General features: G+C 70.1%; 24 protein-coding genes. 12 read left to right on the forward strand and 12 right to left on the reverse strand.

Going from position 1 to position 19,456, the window contains the following annotated elements:
• Nucleotides 1–35: 35 nt before the first annotated feature.
• The 6 genes from ABZ215_RS15590 (at nucleotide 36) to ABZ215_RS15615 (ending at nucleotide 4,823) form a co-directional block, all read left to right on the forward strand.
• A complete protein-coding gene (locus tag ABZ215_RS15590; protein ID WP_354950050.1) occupies nucleotides 36–431 on the forward strand; it encodes a metalloregulator ArsR/SmtB family transcription factor in 396 nt (131 codons plus the stop codon).
• Nucleotides 428–1,492 carry an HAD-IC family P-type ATPase gene (locus ABZ215_RS15595; protein ID WP_354950051.1) on the forward strand — a complete coding sequence of 355 codons (1,065 nt, stop codon included), beginning with the start codon at nucleotides 428–430 and terminating at the stop codon, nucleotides 1,490–1,492. Before ABZ215_RS15590 ends, ABZ215_RS15595 begins: the two co-directional genes overlap by 4 nt.
• Nucleotides 1,489–1,995 (forward strand): signal peptidase II, encoded by a 507-nt coding sequence (gene lspA, locus ABZ215_RS15600; RefSeq protein WP_354950052.1) that lies wholly within the window; start codon nucleotides 1,489–1,491, stop codon nucleotides 1,993–1,995. The genes ABZ215_RS15595 and lspA overlap by 4 nt, the downstream gene beginning before the upstream one ends.
• The gene (locus tag ABZ215_RS15605) at nucleotides 1,992–2,630 is read left to right on the forward strand and encodes a cation transporter (protein ID WP_354950053.1); all 639 of its coding nucleotides are present in this window, start codon (nucleotides 1,992–1,994) and stop codon (nucleotides 2,628–2,630) included. The genes lspA and ABZ215_RS15605 overlap by 4 nt, the downstream gene beginning before the upstream one ends.
• Nucleotides 2,627–3,982, forward strand: a complete 1,356-nt coding sequence (locus tag ABZ215_RS15610) for a phenylacetate--CoA ligase family protein (RefSeq protein WP_354950054.1) — start codon at nucleotides 2,627–2,629, stop codon at nucleotides 3,980–3,982. The genes ABZ215_RS15605 and ABZ215_RS15610 overlap by 4 nt, the downstream gene beginning before the upstream one ends.
• A 457-nt stretch (nucleotides 3,983–4,439) precedes the next feature.
• Nucleotides 4,440–4,823, forward strand: a complete 384-nt coding sequence (locus tag ABZ215_RS15615) for a DinB family protein (RefSeq protein WP_354950055.1) — start codon at nucleotides 4,440–4,442, stop codon at nucleotides 4,821–4,823.
• A 20-nt stretch (nucleotides 4,824–4,843) separates the two neighbouring features.
• Here the strand turns inward: ABZ215_RS15615 and ABZ215_RS15620 are convergent, their stop codons facing one another.
• The 3 genes from ABZ215_RS15620 to ABZ215_RS15630 form a co-directional block, all read right to left on the reverse strand.
• Nucleotides 4,844–5,440: a permease gene (locus ABZ215_RS15620; protein WP_354950056.1), complete on the reverse strand. Its 597-nt coding sequence runs from the start codon at nucleotides 5,438–5,440 to the stop codon at nucleotides 4,844–4,846.
• Between the two features lie 108 nt (nucleotides 5,441–5,548).
• Entirely contained in the window at nucleotides 5,549–7,837 is a 2,289-nt protein-coding gene (locus tag ABZ215_RS15625; RefSeq protein WP_354950057.1) for a heavy metal translocating P-type ATPase, read from the reverse strand.
• 525 nt (nucleotides 7,838–8,362) lie between these two features.
• Nucleotides 8,363–8,572 carry a heavy-metal-associated domain-containing protein gene (locus ABZ215_RS15630; RefSeq protein ID WP_354950058.1) on the reverse strand — a complete coding sequence of 70 codons (210 nt, stop codon included), beginning with the start codon at nucleotides 8,570–8,572 and terminating at the stop codon, nucleotides 8,363–8,365.
• A 93-nt stretch (nucleotides 8,573–8,665) separates the two neighbouring features.
• Here ABZ215_RS15630 and ABZ215_RS15635 point away from each other — a divergent pair, with 93 nt between their 5' ends.
• A complete protein-coding gene (locus ABZ215_RS15635) occupies nucleotides 8,666–9,109 on the forward strand; it encodes a heavy metal-responsive transcriptional regulator (protein WP_354950059.1) in 444 nt (147 codons plus the stop codon).
• On the opposite strand, the gene ABZ215_RS15640 is transcribed toward ABZ215_RS15635, so the two are convergent.
• From ABZ215_RS15640 to ABZ215_RS15650, 3 genes are all read right to left on the reverse strand, one after another.
• The gene (locus tag ABZ215_RS15640) at nucleotides 9,087–10,328 is read right to left on the reverse strand and encodes an MFS transporter (RefSeq protein ID WP_354950060.1); all 1,242 of its coding nucleotides are present in this window, start codon (nucleotides 10,326–10,328) and stop codon (nucleotides 9,087–9,089) included. The two genes, ABZ215_RS15635 and ABZ215_RS15640, sit on opposite strands and share 23 nt — an antisense overlap.
• Before the next feature lie 192 nt (nucleotides 10,329–10,520).
• Nucleotides 10,521–10,751 (reverse strand): SHOCT domain-containing protein, encoded by a 231-nt coding sequence (locus ABZ215_RS15645; protein ID WP_354950061.1) that lies wholly within the window; start codon nucleotides 10,749–10,751, stop codon nucleotides 10,521–10,523.
• A gap of 112 nt (nucleotides 10,752–10,863) precedes the next feature.
• The gene (locus tag ABZ215_RS15650) at nucleotides 10,864–11,280 is read right to left on the reverse strand and encodes a TlpA disulfide reductase family protein (RefSeq protein WP_354950062.1); all 417 of its coding nucleotides are present in this window, start codon (nucleotides 11,278–11,280) and stop codon (nucleotides 10,864–10,866) included.
• A gap of 415 nt (nucleotides 11,281–11,695) precedes the next feature.
• Between ABZ215_RS15650 and ABZ215_RS15655 the strand changes: the two genes are divergently transcribed.
• The 3 genes from ABZ215_RS15655 to ABZ215_RS15665 are packed head-to-tail and all read left to right on the forward strand — an operon-like array spanning nucleotide 11,696 to nucleotide 12,484.
• Nucleotides 11,696–11,890, forward strand: coding sequence for a hypothetical protein (locus ABZ215_RS15655; RefSeq protein WP_354950063.1), 195 nt, complete (start codon nucleotides 11,696–11,698; stop codon nucleotides 11,888–11,890).
• Nucleotides 11,890–12,156, forward strand: coding sequence for a hypothetical protein (locus ABZ215_RS15660; protein WP_354950064.1), 267 nt, complete (start codon nucleotides 11,890–11,892; stop codon nucleotides 12,154–12,156). Before ABZ215_RS15655 ends, ABZ215_RS15660 begins: the two co-directional genes overlap by 1 nt.
• Nucleotides 12,149–12,484, forward strand: coding sequence for a DUF1707 domain-containing protein (locus ABZ215_RS15665; RefSeq protein ID WP_354950065.1), 336 nt, complete (start codon nucleotides 12,149–12,151; stop codon nucleotides 12,482–12,484). Before ABZ215_RS15660 ends, ABZ215_RS15665 begins: the two co-directional genes overlap by 8 nt.
• Nucleotides 12,485–12,492: 8 nt before the next feature.
• Here ABZ215_RS15665 and ABZ215_RS15670 read toward each other — a convergent pair whose 3' ends face one another.
• From ABZ215_RS15670 to ABZ215_RS15685, 4 genes are read right to left on the reverse strand one after another with little or no spacing between them, the layout of a single operon-like run.
• Entirely contained in the window at nucleotides 12,493–14,433 is a 1,941-nt protein-coding gene (locus tag ABZ215_RS15670; RefSeq protein WP_354950066.1) for a copper resistance protein CopC, read from the reverse strand.
• Nucleotides 14,430–14,729, reverse strand: a complete 300-nt coding sequence (locus tag ABZ215_RS15675; RefSeq protein WP_354950067.1) for a glutaredoxin family protein — start codon at nucleotides 14,727–14,729, stop codon at nucleotides 14,430–14,432. The genes ABZ215_RS15670 and ABZ215_RS15675 overlap by 4 nt, the downstream gene beginning before the upstream one ends.
• Entirely contained in the window at nucleotides 14,726–15,472 is a 747-nt protein-coding gene (locus ABZ215_RS15680) for a peroxiredoxin family protein (protein WP_354950068.1), read from the reverse strand. Before ABZ215_RS15680 ends, ABZ215_RS15675 begins: the two co-directional genes overlap by 4 nt.
• On the reverse strand, nucleotides 15,469–16,425 hold the full coding sequence (locus ABZ215_RS15685; RefSeq protein ID WP_354950069.1) for a cytochrome c biogenesis CcdA family protein: 957 nt from the start codon (nucleotides 16,423–16,425) through the stop codon (nucleotides 15,469–15,471). Before ABZ215_RS15685 ends, ABZ215_RS15680 begins: the two co-directional genes overlap by 4 nt.
• 164 nt (nucleotides 16,426–16,589) lie before the next feature.
• On the opposite strand from ABZ215_RS15685, the gene ABZ215_RS15690 reads away from it, so the two are divergent.
• Both ABZ215_RS15690 and ABZ215_RS15695 read left to right on the forward strand, forming a co-directional pair.
• Nucleotides 16,590–16,949 (forward strand): BlaI/MecI/CopY family transcriptional regulator, encoded by a 360-nt coding sequence (locus tag ABZ215_RS15690; protein ID WP_354950070.1) that lies wholly within the window; start codon nucleotides 16,590–16,592, stop codon nucleotides 16,947–16,949.
• The gene (locus ABZ215_RS15695) at nucleotides 16,946–17,908 is read left to right on the forward strand and encodes a M56 family metallopeptidase (protein WP_354950071.1); all 963 of its coding nucleotides are present in this window, start codon (nucleotides 16,946–16,948) and stop codon (nucleotides 17,906–17,908) included. The genes ABZ215_RS15690 and ABZ215_RS15695 overlap by 4 nt, the downstream gene beginning before the upstream one ends.
• A gap of 34 nt (nucleotides 17,909–17,942) precedes the next feature.
• On the opposite strand, the gene ABZ215_RS15700 is transcribed toward ABZ215_RS15695, so the two are convergent.
• Both ABZ215_RS15700 and ABZ215_RS15705 read right to left on the reverse strand, forming a co-directional pair.
• The gene (locus tag ABZ215_RS15700) at nucleotides 17,943–18,686 is read right to left on the reverse strand and encodes a tRNA-dependent cyclodipeptide synthase (RefSeq protein ID WP_354950072.1); all 744 of its coding nucleotides are present in this window, start codon (nucleotides 18,684–18,686) and stop codon (nucleotides 17,943–17,945) included.
• Between the two features lie 181 nt (nucleotides 18,687–18,867).
• Nucleotides 18,868–19,456, reverse strand: a 589-nt coding sequence (locus ABZ215_RS15705; protein ID WP_354950073.1) for a class I SAM-dependent methyltransferase, incomplete at its 5' end; no start/stop codon positions are given.

The raw sequence follows: 19,456 nt of genomic DNA on the forward strand, positions 1-19,456 counted from the left end.
TCGATTCCAACGAATCATAGTGCTATCATCGCCGTGTGACGATGAATAGCACGGATGGATGTCTCGCGTCGAGCACGGGCTTGGATCCGGCGGTGGCGTTGTTCCACAGCCTCTCGGATGCCACCCGGCTGGCGATCGTGCAGCGCCTGGCCTGCGGGGAGGCGCGGGTGGTGGATCTGGTGGCCGAGTTGGGGATGGCGCAGTCCACGGTCTCGGCGCACGTGGCCTGCCTGCGTGACTGTGCGCTGGTGGTGGGCCGCCCTCAGGGCCGGCAGGTGTTCTACAGCCTCGCGCGCCCGGAATTGATGGACCTGCTGGCGTCGGCGGAGAGGCTGCTGGCCGCGACCGGCAACGCGGTGGCGCTGTGCCCGAACTACGGCACCGACACCCCGGCCGACGCGGCCGAGGAAACGAAGGAGAGTGCTCGATGAGTGACGCGTGCGGCTGCGGCCACGACGAACCCGCCATCGGCGAGGAGGCCGAGGAGCGCGAGCCGGAACGGCTGTGGCAAGTCAGGGAACTCCAGTTCGCGGCGATCTCCGGGGTGTTCCTGCTCGCCGCCCTGCTCGCTGGCTGGGCCGACGCCTCACGGCCGGTCGAGCTGGTGCTGAACGTGGTGGCGTTGTTGGTCGGCGCCTACACCTTCGTCCCCTCCACCTTGAAGCGCCTGGTCAAGGGCAAGATCGGGGTCGGCACGCTGATGACCATCGCCGCGGTCGGCGCGGTCATCCTCGGCGAGGTCGGTGAGGCCGCGATGCTGGCCTTCCTGTTCTCCATCAGCGAGGGCCTGGAGGAATACTCCCTCGCGCGCACCCGCCGCGGGCTGCGCGCCTTGCTGTCGCTGGTCCCCGAGCAGGCCACCGTGCTGCGCGACGGGACCGAGATCGTGGTGCCGCCGGCCGAGTTGCGGGTCGGCGACCGGATGCTGGTCAAGCCCGGCGAGCGGATCGCCACCGACGGCATCATCCGCGACGGCCGCACCGCGCTGGACGTCTCCGCGATCACCGGCGAGTCCGTACCGGTCGAGGCCGGCCCCGGTAGCGAGGTGTTCGCCGGGTCGATCAACGGCACCGGCGTGCTCGACGTCGAGGTCACCACCACCGCCGAGGACAACTCGCTGGCGCGGATCGTGCGGATCGTGGAAGCCGAACAAGCCCGCAAGGGCGCCTCCCAGCGTCTGGCCGACCGCATCGCCAAGCCGCTGGTGCCGGGCGTGATGATCGCCGCCGCGCTGATCGCGGTGATCGGCAGCCTGCTGGGTGACCCGGTCACCTGGATCGAGCGCGCCCTGGTCGTTCTGGTCGCCGCCTCACCCTGTGCGCTGGCGCTGTTCGGGGTACTCGGCCTGGCCGCCGTAGTGCTGGTGCACGAGCTGGCCGAGGTCGTCGTCATCGCCAATGGGGTTCGCGCCGGCCGCACCAAGCCCCTGCACACCACAAGCAGCAGCAGCCAACCGGCGTTGACGCCCACCACGGTGGGGGCCTCTTCGTGACCACCAGCAAACCCACCCGGTCGGCCAGGGTGACCCGAGTCCGGGTGACCTTGGCCGCCACCGCCGTTCTGCTGGCCGCGCTCGACCTCAGCCTGAAAACCTGGGCCAGCCGGGCGTTGGCCGACGGGACCTCAGTGGACCTGCAGGTGATTCAGCTGCGGCTGGCGTTCAACTCCGGGGTGGCGTTCAGCCTCGGCGACACGCTGCCCAGTTGGGTCGTGCTCGGCGTGACCGGGCTGATCGTCGCCGGGCTGGCGGTGTTCGCCTGGCGTGCCGTCCGCACCGCGATCCTGCCCATGCGATTGGGACTGGCCGCGGTGCTGGCTGGCGCGGTCGCCAACCTCGTCGACCGCGCCACCGACGGGGTGGTGACCGATTACCTGCACACCGGCTGGTTCCCCACGTTCAACCTCGCCGACGTCTTCATCACCCTCGGCGGTGCCGCGCTGGTCCTGGCCAGCCTGCGCACCCCCGACAGCACCACCCAGGACGTGGCCCGGTGACCCGGCAGGATCAGGGCACGCTGGTGCGGCGGGGGTTGGCTCTCGCGTGGTTCATCGTGGTGTGGGACGTCATCGAGGGCGTCGTCGCCGTGACCGCCGGCCTGGCCGCGAACTCCATTGCCCTGGTCGGGTTCGGCATCGACTCGGCCATCGAGGTCTTCGCCGCCAGCGTGGTGATCTGGCAACTACGGGCCGGCGCGCACGCCCGGCAGCAACCGGCGCTGCGCGCGATCGCGGTCACGTTCTTCGTCCTGGCCGCCTACGTCGCGTTCGAGTCGATCAAGGACCTGGTCGCGCAGGACAAGGCCGGCGAATCGCTGATCGGCATCGTGCTCAACGTGGTCGCACTCGTGGTGATGACCCCGATCGCGCTGGCCCAACGCCGCACCGGACGAGCGTTGAACAACCCGGTGCTGGTGGCACAGTCCACCGAAACCTGGATGTCCAACGCCCTGTCGGTCACCGTGCTGGCTGGCCTGGGGCTCAACGCCGCACTCGGCTGGTGGTGGGCCGACCCCGTGGTCGCCCTCGTTGTAGCCGCACTGGCGGTGCAGTCCGGCCGCGAAGCCTGGCACGAGGCCAGCGAAACCTCGACCGCCGGGGACGATTCGAGCGAATCCGGAGTCAAGTCATGACCGAAGGCCGCCTCTGGCTGCTGCGCGACGCCCGCACCGCCCACAAGCAGGGCACGGAAGCGATCGCGCGGCGGCAGCGTGACCGACTCGCCGACATGGTGGCCTTCGCCCGCACCCACTCGCCCTACTACCGCAAGCTCTACCGCACCCTGCCCGAGCGTGTCGCCGACCCAACCCTGCTGCCGGTCACCAGCAAGGCCGAGCTGATGCCGCAGTTCGACGACTGGGTCACCGACCCGGCCGTCACGCTCGCCCGCGCGCAGGCCTTCGCCGACGACCCGCAGCGCATCGGGCAGCCGTTCGCCGGCCGCTACACGCTGTCCACCACCTCCGGCACGACCGGCACGCCCGGCATCTTCCTGCAAGACGCCCGCGCCAGCGCGGTGACCGGCGCCATGATGATGCGGGCGCTCGCCACCTGGCTGAGTGCGCGCGAGGTGGCCCGCATCGCACGCGGCGGAGCACGGATAGCGCTGCTGACGCCGGTTGGCGGGCACTTCGCCACCACCGTGGCAGCCGCCCGGTTGGCCGGCCGCCGCCGCATCAAGGCGTTCAGCGTGCACCAGCCGCTGCCCGAGCTGGTCGATCAGCTCAACGCCTTCAGCCCGGCCGTGCTGGCCCCGTACGCGAGCATCGGCGCGCTGCTGGCCGGCGAAGCCGAGGCCGGGAGGCTGCGCATCGACCCCGTCCTGGTGGTGCTCAGCGCCGAAGGCCTGCCCATCCCGGAGTACGCGCGCATCGCCTCCGCCCTGCACGCCAACGTGCGCACCAGCTACGCCGCCAACGAATGCCCCTTCCTCAGCCAAAGCTGCGCCGACGGCTGGCTGCACCTCAATGCCGACTGGGCCATCCTCGAACCGGTCGACGCCGACCACCAGCCGGTCCCGCCCGGTCAGCGCTCGCACACCGTGCTGCTGACCAACCTCGCCAACCGCACCCAACCGATCCTGCGCTACAACCTCGGCGACGCCGTCCTGGTTCGGCCCAACCCCTGCCCGTGCGGCGACCCGCTGCCCGCGATCCGAGTTCAGGGCCGCACCGCCGACCTACTCACCTTCCCCGCCCGCGGCGGCGAACCGGTCACCATCGCGCCCTTGGCCATCAGCCTGGCCCTCGAACGCATTCCCGGAGTCGAACTGTTCCAGATCGTGCACACCGCACCGACCGACCTCGCCATCCGCCTGCAACCCGCACCGGGCGCCGACCCGCACCGCGTCTGGCAAACGGTGCACGCCGAGATCACCCGGCTGCTCACCGACCACAAACTCGACCACATCACCGTGACCCGCACCGCCGAACCACCGCAGCAGACCTCCGGAGGAAAGTTCCGCACGGTGATCCCGTTGACCTGACCGGGACCTCACCGGAAGTTTCTGCTCGACCGGCGACGGCGCCGAGCGTGGTCACTGCATCGGTGAGACGCGATAGCCCAGTTCTTCGATCGCGGTGATCACGTCCTCGGGGCTGCTCGTGCTTCCGTTCAACCTCATTCTGCTGTTTTGCCCTTGTTTCATGGTGGTCTGCGTGTTGCGCTCGCCGGGCTTCCAGGATGTCGTCAATGAGCCGCGCGCAGCTGCCACAGGGCACGCCCTTGCGCGAACAAAGCCACATCCGAGGCCGTGACGGCCGGCTGGAGCTGGCCTGCCCTCCTCATATGGCAGACACTGCAGGCATGGACAAGGGAGCCGTTCACGACGACATGGAACGGGCTCGTGCGGTCTATCACCGGCTACTCGACGGCGCCAGCGAGGCGGACTTGCGGCGGCCGTCGAACGGCACGCGCTGGACAACAAGCAACTGCTGTTCCACATGCTCCTCGGCTACCTGATCATGCGGGCGCTGCTGACGCTGGTGCGGGTGTTCGGCCGGCTTCCGGCCGGCGTCAGTCGGGCCTATGCCCGGCTGCTCAACGCGGGGACGGCACCGTTCGACGTGGTCAACTATGTCGGGTCGTGGCTCGGTGGAACCTTCCTTGGACGAGAACGCATGGCCCTGATGTTCGATCGGGTGATCGCCGCGCTGCACCGTAGGCTGGACGCCGAAACCGATGCCGACCTCGCCCGTGGCATGCACTACCCGACCCGGTGGGATCCGTTCTTCCAGGACTTCATGACGCTGGAGGACGTCTACCGCTTTCCCACCCAGCACTTCGACTTCCACCGTCGACAGCTCACCCTGCGCGACGGGCAGTAGCGGCATGTCGACGCCGCGCGTTAATGATCGTCGTGCCGGTGGCCTGTGTGGGAGCGATCGTCGGCGCTTTCCTCGGCGGGAGCGTTCATCATCCGCAGCATCGCGATGCCGCCGGTGCGCACGAATCGCACCACGAGTGCGGCGGCCAGGATCAGGAAGGCGATGTTGAGCCAGGTGGTGTAGTTCCACGAGATGCCCTCGGTCATCACCTGCGCTGAGCGTTGGCCGGGGATCAGACCGGTGACACCGAAGAGCAGTTCGACGAGGTAGCCGGCGGCGACCATCGCCGCATAGAAGGTTGCGAGCAGGACGAGTGCCATGCGCCAGCCGTAGTACTTGCGGTAGATGTTGAGGATTGGCAGCACCAGCAGGTCGGCGTAGATGAACGCGAGCACGCCGCCGAAGCTGATGCCGCCGTTCCACAGCACGGCGGCGAGCGGGACGTTGCCGATCGAGCAGACGAAGCTGAGGATCGCCACGAGCGGCCCGACGATCGGTCCCCACAGCGCGGAGAGCACGGGGTCGTCGGTGAGGAAGAACCCCTGCCAGAACTCGTGGGGCACCCAGGCGCCGAGTGCGCCGGCCAGCCAGCGCCAGCGCGCGCCGATTGCCTCCACGCCGTGTGCTCACCTCCCGCGCCTGTGCATCTCACTCAACAGCTGATCAGGGTTCGCTCCGGCTACCCGGACTTTCAGCCGCATATGCGCCGGATCGGATGACGGACGTCACGTCTGGTGCGGTGAGCTGCTGCGAAAGCGGCGCAGCCGCAGGCTGTTGGACACGACGAAGACGCTGGAGAAGGCCATCGCGGCTCCGGCGATGAGGGGGTTGAGCAGCCCGAGCGCGGCCAGCGGGAGTGCGGCGATGTTGTAGGCGAAGGCCCAGAACAGGTTGCCCTTGATGGTGCGCAGGGTGCGACGGGCGAGCCGGATCGCGTCGACCGCGGCCCGCAGGTCGCCGCGGACCAGGGTGAGGTTGCTGGCCTCGATGGCGACGTCGGTGCCGGTGCCCATGGCGAGGCCGAGGTCGGCCTGGGCCAGTGCGGCGGCGTCGTTGATCCCGTCCCCGACCATCGCCACCACGCGTCCTTCGCCTTGCAGGCGGGTGATGACATCGACCTTGTCCTTGGGCAGCACTTCGGCGATGACCTCGTCGATGCCGACCTCGGCGGCCACGGCGCGGGCGGCGGTGTCGTTGTCGCCGGTGAGCAGCACGGGCCGCAGCCCGAGCGCGCGTAGGCCGCGGATGGCCTCGGCCGAAGTGGGTTTGATCGTGTCGGCGACCACGAGCACTGCCTGGGCAGCACCGTCCCAGGCCACGACGACCGCCGTGCGGCCCTGGGCTTCCGCTTGTTTCTTCGCGACCTGCAAGTCCTCGGGCAGGGTGATACTCCATTGCTCCAGCAGCGAGGCCCGGCCGACCAGCACCGCGTGCCCGTCGACGACTCCTTGCACGCCGAGCCCTTGGAGGTTGCTGAACTCCTCGACCGGCGGCAGGTCGCCCACCCGCTCCTGCGCGCCCACCGCGATCGCCTTCGCGATGGGGTGTTCGGAGGCATGTTCCAGCGCACCGGCCAGCCGTAGCGCCATAGTTTCATCGACGCCGTCAGCGGTGTGCACGTTAACCAGGCTCATCTTGCCGGTGGTCACGGTCCCGGTCTTGTCCAACACCACGGTGTCGATGCGGCGGGTGGACTCCAGCACCTCCGGACCTTTGATCAGGATGCCCAACTGGGCGCCGCGTCCGGTGCCGACGAGCAGCGCGGTCGGGGTGGCCAGGCCGAGCCCGCACGGGCAGGCGATGATCAGCACGGCGACCGCGGCGCTGAACGCCGCTGCCGAGCCGAGGTCGGCGCCGAGCCAGAAGCCGAGGGTGCCCACGGCCAGGGCGATGACGATCGGAACGAACACCGCCGAGACGCGGTCGGCGAGCCGCTGGATCTCGGCCTTGCCGTTCTGGGCGTCCTCGACCAGCTTGGCCATCTGCGCCAGCTGGGTGTCGGAGCCGACGCGGGTGGCGCGGACGATTAGGCGGCCTCCGGCGTTGACGGTCGCGCCGACGACGGTGTCGCCGGGTGCGACTTCGACTGGGACGGATTCGCCGGTGAGCATGCTGGTGTCGACAGCGGAGGAGCCGTCCTCGATCACGCCGTCGGTGGCGATCTTCTCGCCGGGGCGCACCACGAACCGGTCACCGACCGCGAGCTGGTCGGTGGGGATGCGCTCCTCGCGGCCGTCGCGCAGCACGACGACGTCCTTGGCGCCCAGTTCCAGCAGCGCGCGCAGCGCGGCGCCGGCGCGGCGCTTCGAGCGGGCCTCGAAGAACCGGCCGGCCAGGATCGCCGCGGTCAGGCCGGTGGCCACCTCCAGGTAGATGTTGCCGCTGGCGGCCGAGCGTTCGACGGTCAAGCTGAACCCGTGCCGCATGCCCGGCACGCCTGCGGTGCCGAGGAACAGGGCGTACAGCGACCACAGGAACGCTGCGGCGACGCCGAGGGAGATCAGGGTGTCCATGGTGGCGGTGCCGTGCCGGGCGTTGGCCCAGGCGGCGCGGTGGAACGGCCACGCGCCCCACACCACCACCGGGGCGGCCAAGGTCAGCGAGAGCCACTGCCAGTTGGTGAACTGCAGCGGCGGCACCATCGCCAGCAGGATCACTGGGACCGCCAGCGCGACCGAGACCAGCATCCGCTGGCGCAAGGAGCGGGTGTGCTCGTCGTACTCCTGCTCGCCCGCTGTCGCCTCCTCCCCCTCGGGTGGGGGAGCGATCTGGGGCAGGGTGGCGGTGTAGCCGGTGTCCGCGACCACCGTGACCAGGTCCTGTGTGGACAGTCCTGCTGGGAAGCTGACCTTGGCCTTCTCGGTGGCGAAGTTGACCGTGGCGGTCACGCCGTCGAGTTTGTTCAGCTTGCGTTCGATCCGCGTTGCGCACGAGGCACAGGTCATGCCACCGATCAACAGCTCCACCTGCTGGGCGTTCTCCGCTCGGGCGGCGTCGCGCACGTCTGAACTCATCGGTGTCCTCCTCGGGACTGGTGGTCACGATCGGTGCGGTGGTGGCCGCGCGCCTTGCCGTCTTGTCGGCCGTGGCCGTCTCCGCAGTGAGACCGGGTTGCGTTCGTCTCCGCAACGGCGACGGTCGGCGCGGTCGGCTGTACGTTCTGGGTCGCCGGGATGGCCGCGACCGGTATGACCGGGGCGACTGCCGAAGGTGCTGGCGGCGTGGACGCAGGGACAGGCTGAGCGGCGATCGGCTGGCTCTGCTCGGTGTCCGGCTGCGCCTGGTGCGTCGCCACTGGACTGGCCGGTGGCGAGGTGGGTGCGCCCGGCTCGGTGCTGGTGTCCCGGCGACCGGGTTGTTCGTGGTTGCCAGACTGCGCTGGGCGGTGTTCGGGAGCGCCGGCTGTGCCGTCGCCGAGCGGTCCTACCGCACTTCCGACCGCCCAGGTGCCCGCGAACACGACGGCGAGCGCCAGGCCGTAGGCGGACAGCTTGGCTGCGGCGTTCATGCCGTTGCTCCTCGGCTCGCGCGCACGGGCCTCACCGGGTGACCAAGTCGTAGCCGGCGTCGGTCACGGCCGCCCACACATCCTCGCTGGGCAGCGGGGCGTCGCTGGTGACGGTGACGCCGCCGGAGGCGAGGTCCACCTGCACCTGCTGCACGCCAGGCAGGGCGGCGACCTCTTGGGTAACCGCGTCAGCGCACCGACCGCAGGTCATGCCCGTGACGGTGTAGGTGACTTCGCTCAACGTCTCGCTCCCGTGGTCTGGTCGCCCGCGTCGATCGCGGGCTCTGACCCCAGGGTGAACCTTCCAGTACGATGGAAGGTCAAGGGAGGTGTGATGAAGATTGGCGAGCTGGCTGCGGCCAGCGGCACCACCACGAAGACGATCCGCTTCTACGAGCAGGCCGGTGTGCTTCCTGAGCCGACGCGTACCCCGAGCGGCTACCGGGACTACGGGCCGGAGTTCATCGACCGGTTGCAGTTCATCCGCCGCGCGCAGGCGGCCGGGCTGTCGCTGCGGGAGGTCCGCCAGGTCCTCGCGATCTATGACCGCGGTGACGCACCCTGCGGGCACGTCCAGCAGGTTCTCGGTGAGCGGCTGGGCCAGGTGCGCGCCCAGATCGCGGAACTGGTCACCTTGGAGACCCACTTGGAGTCTCTGCTCGCGCACGCCGAGCAGGGCGAGCCGACCGACCACGACCAGGCCGCGGTCTGCTGGATCCTGGAAACCGAACCCGACGCGGCGCCCGAGGTGACTGTCAAGGCTGAGTCGGCTGGTTGAGCCGGCGGGCGCATAGGCCGAGCAGAGCCGCGACCAACAGGAGCGCCCCGCCAATGAGGTACACCACGCGGACTCCAGCGAGGTCGGCGACGAACCCGCCGACCAGGAGCGAGGCGAGTCGCCCGGCCTGCCAGAGCATGTCGTAGACGGCGAAGACCCGGCCGCGCACCGGCTCGGGCACCACGGTTTGCAGCAGGCTGGTGAAGGTGACCGCGCCGGTCGAGGTGCCGACGCCGTAGGCCGCCAGCGCTGTGGCTGCGGTGGCGAGGTTGCCCACGCTGGCCAGGATGAGATCCACAACGCCGCGCAGGGCGAACGGGCCGAACACGAACCCTGGGTGGCGGGTGTCGGTGCGCCGGGAGAGCACGGTGAGCAGCAGCGGCCCCGTGGCCGCACCGATGCCGATTGCCGCGAGCAGCATGCCGAACCCCTGCGGACCGGCGTGGAGGTGCTCGCGTGCCAGGACGACGAGCAGGGCACTGGTCGCTCCGGCCGACAGGGCGGCCAGCGCCTGTCCGGCGGCGAGTGTGCGCAGCAGCCGGTCACCGGTGACGGTGCGCAGCCCAGCTGCGGCCTCCCGCCACCGGCTGGTCGGGCCGGGCGGCTGCGGTTCGGTCCCGCTGGTGTCCGGTGCAGCGGGGAGCGGGGCCAGCAGGGCGGCCGAGACGAGGAAGCTGGCCGCGTTGATCCCGAACGCGGCGGTGAACCCGGTGAACGCGACCAGGGCCCCGGCCAGCGGCGCGAGCACGATCTGCGACAGCACCGCCGCGGTCCACAGGGCGCTGTTGGCCACGACCAGCCGCTCACCAGCCACGAGGCGGGGCAACATGACGGCGGCGGCCGGATTGAAGAACACGCCCCCGGCCGCCAGAGCGAACGCGATCGCATACACGGCACTCACCTGCCCGCTCAGCAGCGGCAGCACCCCGGCCAGCGCCGCCCGGAGCAGATCTGCGGAGATCATCACCGGCCGCGGGCCGATCCTGTCGACCACGACGCCGGCCAGCGGCGCGAACAGCAGCACCGGCACGATCTCGGCCACCACGGCGAGGCTGACCCCCAGCCCGGACCCCGTTAGCCGCAACACCAGCAGCGGCAGCGCGACCATCGCGAACACGTCACCCCAGCGGGACAGCGTCTGCGCCGCCCACAGCCGCGCGAACCCCGCCCCGGACCACCACCGGCGCGGCGTCGACGGTACAGCCGGGCTGCGTCTCACAGGTGCGGCCTCCTCCATGTCGTCGTCGGCCCGGTGACGGTAGAACCTGCCCCCAAGGGGAAGGTCAACCCACACGACAACACGGCGAAGGACGTACGGTGACCGGCGTGAACACGCGCCTACAACCTGCCCAGGTCGAGCCAGTTGACTGATCGAGTCACATGGGCGACGGTCACATTCGCGGGCTTCTGGCTATCTCAGGTCCTCACGTTTCCGGAGGTACTCGTCCCGGTCGAGTTGTCCGGCGGCATAGCGCTCCCGCAACAAGCGTCGCGCGGCATCCTCGCCCGGTGGTGACGAGGGTCGGCTGGTGAGCGCGCGAACGAGCCACACGACGCCCAGCACGAGCAGCACGAGAACCGCGAGACCGACCAGCCCCCACAGCAGCATCCACCAGCCCATGCCCATCATGCCGTCCATCACGGCTGTTCACCGCCTTCCAGTCTCCTAGGACAGCTCGTAGTGCAGTGGTACCCGCCGGACACCGGTCGCACCCTCGCTCGCGGAGGCTTCTGTCGGTGACCAGGGCACGGTGTCACGGTGGTGGCGAGATCAGCGCGCGCACGGCGCGGTCAACCTGGTCGACCGACGAAAACGGCGTGGGCGGCAGCACCTGGCGCACGGTGCCGTCACTGGTCACGACGTAGCTCACCGGAAGGTAGGCGGGTGTGCGCAGTGCCTTGGCGACCGCGCCGTCGGTGTCCGTGCTGGTGTCGCTGACCGACGGGAAGTGGACGCCGAGGGAGGCCAGCAGGTCGAGTCCGTCGGCCGGCTCGCTCTGCACCTGCACTCCGAGGACCTGGACGGCGCTGGGCGAGTCGGCGTAGGCGTCCAGCACGGGGAGTTCTTCCCGGCAGGGCTGGCACCAGCTGGCCCACACGTTGATCAGCGTGGTACGTCCGGCGAGCGCAGCCCCGAGGTCGACCGTCGTGCCGTCGCCGAGGCAGCCCACCCGCACTCCCCGCAACGCAACAGGCCCCTCGCCGCCGCCCACTGGTGCCGGACAGGGCCGCAGCTGGGCGCGGACGCGAGCAGCGGACAGGTCGGGCACAGGTCGCTCCACTGGAGCCGAGGATTCGGCCGCTGGCCGGTCGGTGTCGCCCGTTCGCGGCCACGAGGCCACCGTCGTGCCGATGACCAGCAGGAACAGCGGGAGTAACCACCGTCGAACCCAGTGGCGCTGAGGCGGCGGAGGTGTCGTCTCGTCGGTACTGCTGGTCGCCATGCCCTCTTCCTCGAAGACCTGCCCGATGTCGCCCGTGCACGAGACCGGGGAACTATCTACTATTTCCGTACGTAGATAGTAGATGAGTAGGTCGACGCACACCGGCTCGACCGATGCCGTAGTTGAACCGCGTGGAGGAACCATGGAGTCGCTGTTTCTGGGGCTTGCCGCCCTGGCCTGCCCGGTCGGCATGGGCGTGATGATGTGGATGATGATGCGCGGCCAGCGCAAGTCCGCCCCTGACGCGGGCGGAGAACAGCAGGTCGCGCAGCTGCGCGAGGAAATCGATCAGCTCAAAGCCGAACGAGAAGCGCAGCGCGCGAAGGGCGTGCAGTGATGCCCACCTGGGTCGCCGCCCTGGTCGCCCTCGCCGCGATCACCGTGACCTACGTCGCCTGTGTGCGCCCAATGCTGCGCGGGCGCGGACACTGCGGGATGCCTGGCGAGTCAGGACCGAATCCCGAGGTGGACCGCCAGGTTGCCGAACTGCGGGAGCAGTTGCGCGTGCTGCGAGCACAGGACTCGCTGGACAGCGGCCGGGTTTCGAGCAGCAAGCCAACACCCCCTGCCGAAGCCGGGCGCGCAGGTGATGCCGATGGATGATCCACGAATTCGGGCTTCCGACATCGACCGCGAGCGCACCGTGGCGACCTTGCAGCAGCACGTCGGCACGGGACGGCTGACGCTGGACGAGTTCTCCGAGCGTGCCGCCGCGGCGTATCGAGCGCGCACCCTCGGCGATCTCGCCACGTTGACCCGCGATCTACCCGCCGCCACGCCGGGTCCAGCGACCGCGTCCCACCGCGCTCTCGTGCCGGTACTCGTCGTCCTCGCGGTGTTGCTGGCCGGGGCGCTGCTCGCCATGGCCAGCCCAGCGACCGCGGACGCGATGAACGAGATGATGGCGCAGGTGGGACGTATGTGCGGGTGAGCGGGCGTTCAGCCGTGGTCGGGGTAGACGAACCGGCGGTGCACGAGGTGGCTGTCGTCGGTGAGCGTTTCCTCGCTGATCCGTCCCCGCGCGTCCAGCGTGAGTTGGACGTTGGTGAACACGGCGGGATAGCCCAACGCGAGCCGGATCGGCTGGCCGGGGCGAGAGATCCGTACCGCGATCGGCGCGGTGCCCGCCGCGTAGGGCTCCTGGGAGACGAAGAACTCACCAGTCAGGTCAAGTCGTTGGGGCTCGGGAAGGCCGGTGCCGGTGTCGCTGGTGACCGCCTCGTAGACGGTGACACGGTCGACCGCCCGCAACGCGGCAGCGGCACGAGCGAGGTCCTCGGCACCCGGCTGCGGTGACCACGGCACAAGCAGGCTCACCGTGCCGCCCCGCCAGCTCGACGCCTCCGCTTGGAGCGTGAGCACGTTGTCGCCGTCGCGCCAGTCCACAGTCGACATGAAGCAGCCCTCGCCGCACCCGCGGAACTCCACGGCACGCGACTCACGCTGGGCAGTGAGCTGGCCGGACAGGGTGTAGTCCTGGGTCGGCTTGGGCGCGTAGTAGTCGCCGCGACGCGGTGTGGTCAGCCGCACCACCAGTTGCCCGTCGCTGGCCTGCGCGCTCACGCCGACCTGCCCGGCCAGCGTCCCGAGTGCCACGACCGGACCGTGCGGTGGCGGCGGGCCGGGCTGCTGACTGCCGGCGGGCGGGGTCGACACCAGCACGGCACTCACGGCCAGCACCCCGACGAGCACCATGCTCTCGACGCGGGCCAGCGTGCCGACCCGAACGAGCCGCTCCCGACGCCTCAGTGTCAGCCGCAGGGTCAGGCGCGCGGACAACGCCAACCCGGCCGCCACGGCAACCAAGGCGAGTTTGATCAGCAGGACCTGCCCGTAGCTTGTGGTGAGCACGGTGGGGAGCGGGACCAGCAGAAGCGCGGTCACCGTGCCGGTGGCGACCACGACGACGAACACCCACAGCGCCAGCCGCACGTACCCGGCCAGCACCCACCGCACCGCCGCACGCTCACGACGCCAGGCCAGCGCGGCACGCGCCACCTGCACCAGCGCCCCGACCCACACCGCCACCGCGGCCAGGTGCACGCCGGTGAGCAGCGCTCCCCACCCCGGTGCGGCCACGTTCGCGTGCGACCGCAGTCCCTCAGCGACCACAACCAAACCCAGCGGCAGCACCGACCACCCGCACCAGCGTCCACCCCGGACGGCAGACAGAGCGAGCGCCGCGACCAAGCCGACTGCCTCGGCGAGCAGGAGCTGACCGACGCGGCCCTGCCACAGGTTGCTCACGGCGCCGATGTCGGCGACCAGAACTGCGGCCAACCCGGTGACTCCGGCCAAACCGACGACCGTGGCGGGTGCGACCCACGATCGCAGCGGGCGAAGCCGCGGGTTCTCCGCCCGCGCCGAGGCAGTGAACCGCTCACCGACCACACCGCCCAGCGCGACGGCCACACCGGCGAACAGCAGCCAGCGCAGCACCGCGTCAGCCCAGGCGATCGACTGGCCGCCGGTGGTGCCGGCGCCGGAGATCGCGGTGCCCACGGCGAACCGGAACTCCTCCTCCACCTGATCACCGTCAGCACCGGTCACCTGCCACCGCACCACATACGTGCCGGCCGGGAGAACGCCCGCGGGTCGCGCGGAGACGACGTGCCCACCTCGCGCGGAGGTCGCATCGCCGACCGGCACCGGGCGGCCGCCACTGTCGAGCACGGTGACGGTGCGCGGGCCGATCGTGACTGCCTCGTTGAACACCAGCGTGATCACCGGCGGCGACTCGGGGACCGCGGTGTCCGTGGCCGGGTCGGTGAACAACAACGTCGGGTGCGCGCTAGCCGGTGCCGCAGTGCCCACAGCCAGGCCCAGCAGCAGGAACACCAGCACCCCAGCCCGGCTGAGAACGCGGACGACGGCGGTCACGTGCGTAGCGGGTGGTGGTCGAGCTTGCGTCGCAGTTTGCGTTCCGAGAGCCGCCCGAACGAGAACGGCTTGCCGTCGACGAGCACACCGGGCGCGAACAGCACGCCGGCCGACGCCGCCAGGCGCTGGCCTTCCTCGCTGGTCAAATCGATTTCCGTGACCTGCAGCGGGTAGTCGGCGGCCAGCCGGTTCAGGACCTGCTTGGCTTGATCGCAGAAGCCGCACGAGGCTTGGGTGAGGAGGGTGATCGGGATCTGCTCGGCCTGCATCGATGGTTCGCTCGCAAGCTCGCTCACGGTTTCCGTTCCGCGGTGAGGTCGGCGAGCATCTTCTGCGTGGGCAGGAACATCGTGTAGTCCGGTGCGCCGCCGTAATCGGCTCGCCAGCGAATTGTCCCGTCCGGGCCGACCAGGATGAAGCTGTGGCCGTCGCGCATGTCGCCCATCATCCCGTACTGATTCGCTTCGTACGCACGAGAAACCTGCAGGTCCGGATCGGACAGCACCGCGGTGGACAGCTTCTCGTCGGCCACCTTTCGTCCGATCAGGTTGGCCGGATCGGTGGTGATCGACACCACCGCGTCCACACCCGCGCTCTTCAGTGCGGCTTGGTTCTGTTCCAGGTCCTTGATCTGGTCCCAGCACGGCTGGCAGGACAGTCCCTCCTGGAAATACAGCAGCACGCTCTTGCCGCGGAAATCGCCGAGGCTGATCTGGCCGCCGCTGCTGGAGGCCAGGGTGAACGCGGGCGCCGCCGCGCCGATACCCGGCTGTCCGGCGACATGCTTGAAGCCGCTGCCGCCACCGGTGGCTGTGTTCTGCTTGCCTTGGGAGCCTTGGTAAATCAGGTACAGCACGGTGACGGCGAGGACAGCCACCAGCACCCCGACGATGATCCACACTGGACGGCGGGACGAGTCACGGCGCGCCTCGCGCACCGACCGCGCGGCCTGGGCCTGCTGCCGCTGGCGCGTCTGGATCTGGCGGGCACGTTTGCCCTCCGGGGTCCGCTTCGCGGTCTTACCGCTGGTCTTGCTCACGTCGGCTCTCCACGGTTCTCCTCGGCGGTCACGGGGATTTGTCCGGGCTCGGTCTCGTCCTCGCGCGAACATGACGTGCTGGTCGGCTCGGCGGGTATGGCGGTTCTCCGGGTGCGCACGGCGCGGCGGAGCAGCAGCGCGAAGCCGAGCAGCAGCACGAGCAGCACCGCCCAGCCGGGGATCCAGGCCAACGCGCCCAGGGCGACGCTGCTGATGTGCTGCAGCCAGGCGCTCAACTCGGTCTGCCAACCGCCGCTGGGCATGCCGGGGCCGGTGAACGCCAGCACGACCGCGAGCACGCCCATGGCGATCATCAACAGCCCGCTGACCACGCTGCCCAGCGCCAGGCGCCGCTGCCACCGCCCGAGCCGCAGCCGCACGGTCCGATCCGTGAGCAGCCGGGCGGCGCGTTCCCGGCGGCGGTCCCAGGCCAGGGCGACCAGCGCCAGCGGCGCGACCATGCCCGTGACGTACGACGCTCCGATGGCCAGGGCCGCCGGGAACGAGGCGGCGGCACCGGAGAGCACCGCGACCCCGGCCAGCACCGGCGCGCAGCACGCGCTGGCCGCGCCGGAGAACGCGCCCAGCACGTACGCCGAACCGAAGCTGCCCTGTTTGACCGTGCGGGCGCCGGGCATCGGCAGGTTCGGCTTCCACCCGGCCAGCGTCGCGATCCCGGCAGCGATCATCAGCGCGCCACCGACCGAGAAGATCCACAGGTGCTGGGTGAGCAGCACGCTGCTCAAGAAGGTAGCGCCCAGCCCGATCGGCAGGATCACCGTCGCCACCCCGGCCCCGAACACCAGGGTCGCGGGCACCACGCCGCCACGGTGGCGGAACCCGGTGGACAGATAGGCGGGCAGCATCACCGACACACAGCACGGCGCCAGCAGAGCCACGACTCCACCGAGGAACGACGCGAGCAGCGTCGTGCCGAACAGCAGCTCACCCACGGTGCCTCCCGATGTCAACCACTATCTACGGTCTCCGTACGTAGATAGTAGCTTGGTGGTGTGAGGTCGCCGTTCACCCTCGCTGAGTGGGCCGCGACCAGCATGAATAGCCCGCCAGGGTGCGGGAAGTACCCTGGACGGGCAGGTGAGCACCAGGAGGACGTGTGCGTGGATTCGGGGAGCTGGAGGCGGTCGTCATGGACTGCCTCTGGAATCGTGACGGGGAGACCACGGTGCGTGAGGTGTTCGAAGAGCTCAAGCAGCAGCGGGAGATCGCCTACACCACGGTCATGTCCACGATGGACAACCTGCACCGCAAAGACTGGCTGGACCGCAAGCGGCAGGGCAAGGCGTACCTCTACCGGCCCAGACTCACGCGCGAGGAGTACAGCGCCCGGCTGATGCGCCACGCGTTGGACGCGGGCGGGCAATCCGACCTGGTGCTGACCCACTTCCTGGAGCAGATGAGCGACGAGGAACGCGCCGCCCTGCGACGGCTGGCCACCACCGAGGAGGCTGGATGAGCGTCGCGTCCTGCCTGCTGCTCTACAGCTTCGTCGTCGCGGTACTCGGACCGCGACTGCTAGCCCGGTTGACCCACGCCGGACTCGCGCCGCGACTTGGCCTGGCCGCGTGGCTGGCGGCGATCGGCAGCGTCGTCGCCTCCTGGGCCGCCGCCGCGGTCTTCCTGCTCGCCGAGCTGCTCGACGACTGGAACCAGCCCGGCCGCACCGTGATCGGCGCCTGCTTCGACGCGCTCGGCGCGGTGGCCAGCGGTCGCGCCGGCCTGCTCCTGCAGATCGGACTCCTACTGCTCACCGCCCTCGCCGCCGTGGCTCTGGTGGTGCTGGTCTGGCGACTGGGCCGGTCGCTGCTGCGCGCCCGAGCCCGCACCTTCGAGCACGCCCGGATGGCCCGGCTCGCCGGGCGGCACGTCGCCGGGCTGGACGCTGTGGTGCTCGACGCTCCCGAACGCGCCGCCTACTGCGTCGCCGGGCGCCCGCACGCCATCGTGGTCACCAGCGCTGCGGTCGCCGCTCTCGACGAGCGCCACCTCGACGCGGTGCTGGCGCACGAACGCGCGCACCTAGCCGGCCGGCACCACCTGCTGCTGGCCGTCACCCGTGGGCTCGCCACGATCCTGCCCCGCATCGAGCTATTCACCACCGGTGCGGCCGAGGTGGCGCGACTGCTGGAAATGTGTGCCGACGATGCCGCCGCTCGCAGCCACGGATCCCGCACTGTGCTGCGGGCGCTGCTCGCCCTGTCCGGAGCGGCACCGATTCCCACCGGCGCGCTCGGCGCGACCAGCGTCGGCGTGCTGGCCCGCGCCGAACGTCTGGCCGCACCACCTCAACGTGCGGACCGGGTCCGTGCGCGACTCCTCCTGACCGCCGTTGCCGTCGTCGTCACCGTCGGCCCCCTGCTGACTGGAGCACTCGCGGCGACAGGTCTGGCCTTCTGCGGCTCGATGGCCAGCTAAGACGACGGGCACGCGGCGCCGGACGGCACCACGCTCACAGGGAAGTGATCTCGGCGCGAGCCAGGTGGTTCTGGCCGTCGGGGTCGCCCTGTGGGGTGAGCACGGCGAAGCCTTGACCGGTGACCGGCTTCCAGGCCAGCTCGCCGCGGTAGAGCTGGTGCAGGAAGGGGATGCACTGGTGGTAGCCGAACACCGAGGACCCGGCGTCGACGATGCCGGCGGTGTCGGTGAACAGCGGGAGCTCGGCCAGGAAGTACCGGACCGCGCAGTGCAGTTGCGCAGGTGTGGGTGTGCAACCCGGCGGCAGGCGGTTGTCCAGTACCCATCGGGACGCGTCCAGGCACGCCGTACGGAACTCGATGTCGCGGTCGAACTGCCGCTCCGCTTCGGCGAGCAGTCGCCGATATCGTCGGCGGCCCTCCAACTCGGCCGAACCCAGCACGAGCCGATCCGGATCGGGCACCCCGAGGTCGGTGAGCGCTCGCCGGATCTTGTTGCGCAGGTACTGGCCCTGCCTGCGCGCCTTGTGCCTGGCGCGCTCAGGCGGATATCCCATGGCCTCCAGGGTGTAGGCCGCCGGGGCATCGGGAACGAAGAAGTGCACACCGGCGAACTCGCGCAATCCCCATGCGGCCAGGTGAGCGAGTCGCTCAGGGGTGAAGTAGCCGTTGAACGGGCTGATCCCGAAGCAGATATGAGCCCTGCTCACCAATGGCTGGCGACAGCGCGCCGACAGTGGCCGCACGTGGAAGGACAACACCGAACCCCCTTCTAGCATTGGCGGAGTTAGGGCAACGGGTGCCAGTCAGCCCTGTCTCGCCTACGTCTCCGCCTGTGTGGTCGCGTCCGCCCGCGTCGATCGCGGGCCGCGACCCAGCCTGGACGTTCCAGTGCACTGGAAGGTCAAGGTGCCGCTTCGCGCGGCCACCCGATCGGGCGAAGCGGCACGACGATCGCGGCTAGGAGCGCGCTGCCGAGGCCGGACCGTCACTGCTCGGAGCGCACGCGCGCCCGAGGATGTGTGCATGACGAGGGACAAACCGCAACGGGGCGTAGGAAAACCGGTCCACCTGCGCGATCTCGAAACCGGCCGCGCGAATCGCCGCAGCGGTGTCCCGGTTGAGATGGCAGCCGCCGCCCGCTCGTGACCACAACGGAGTGATCGCGTTCTGGAGCAGGCCCAACAACCGCTTGTCCGAGCGCACGTGCTCGAAGAACCGCAGCTCGCCGCCCGGCCGCAGCACGCGGCGGATCTCGGCGAGCGCCCCGGCAACGTCGGGCACCGAGCAGAGCACGAGCGAGGCCACCGCGGCATCGAACGCGCCGTCCTCAGCAGGCAACGCGTCCGCGTGTCCCGCCACCACCCGCACCGGCACCGGAGCGTGTGCGGCGGCCTGCTCCGCCAGGGCACGCAGCCGGTCCTCGGGTTCCACCGCGACGATCTCGGTGACGGTGTCGGGATAGTGCGCGAAGTTCAGGCCGTTACCCGCGCCGACCTCGATGACCCGCCCGGACAGTTCCGCGAGTGCCCGATCCCGATGCTCGGCG

It is taken from the genome of Amycolatopsis sp. NPDC006131 (assembly GCF_040614175.1).
Classification (GTDB): domain Bacteria; phylum Actinomycetota; class Actinomycetes; order Mycobacteriales; family Pseudonocardiaceae; genus Amycolatopsis_E; species Amycolatopsis_E tucumanensis.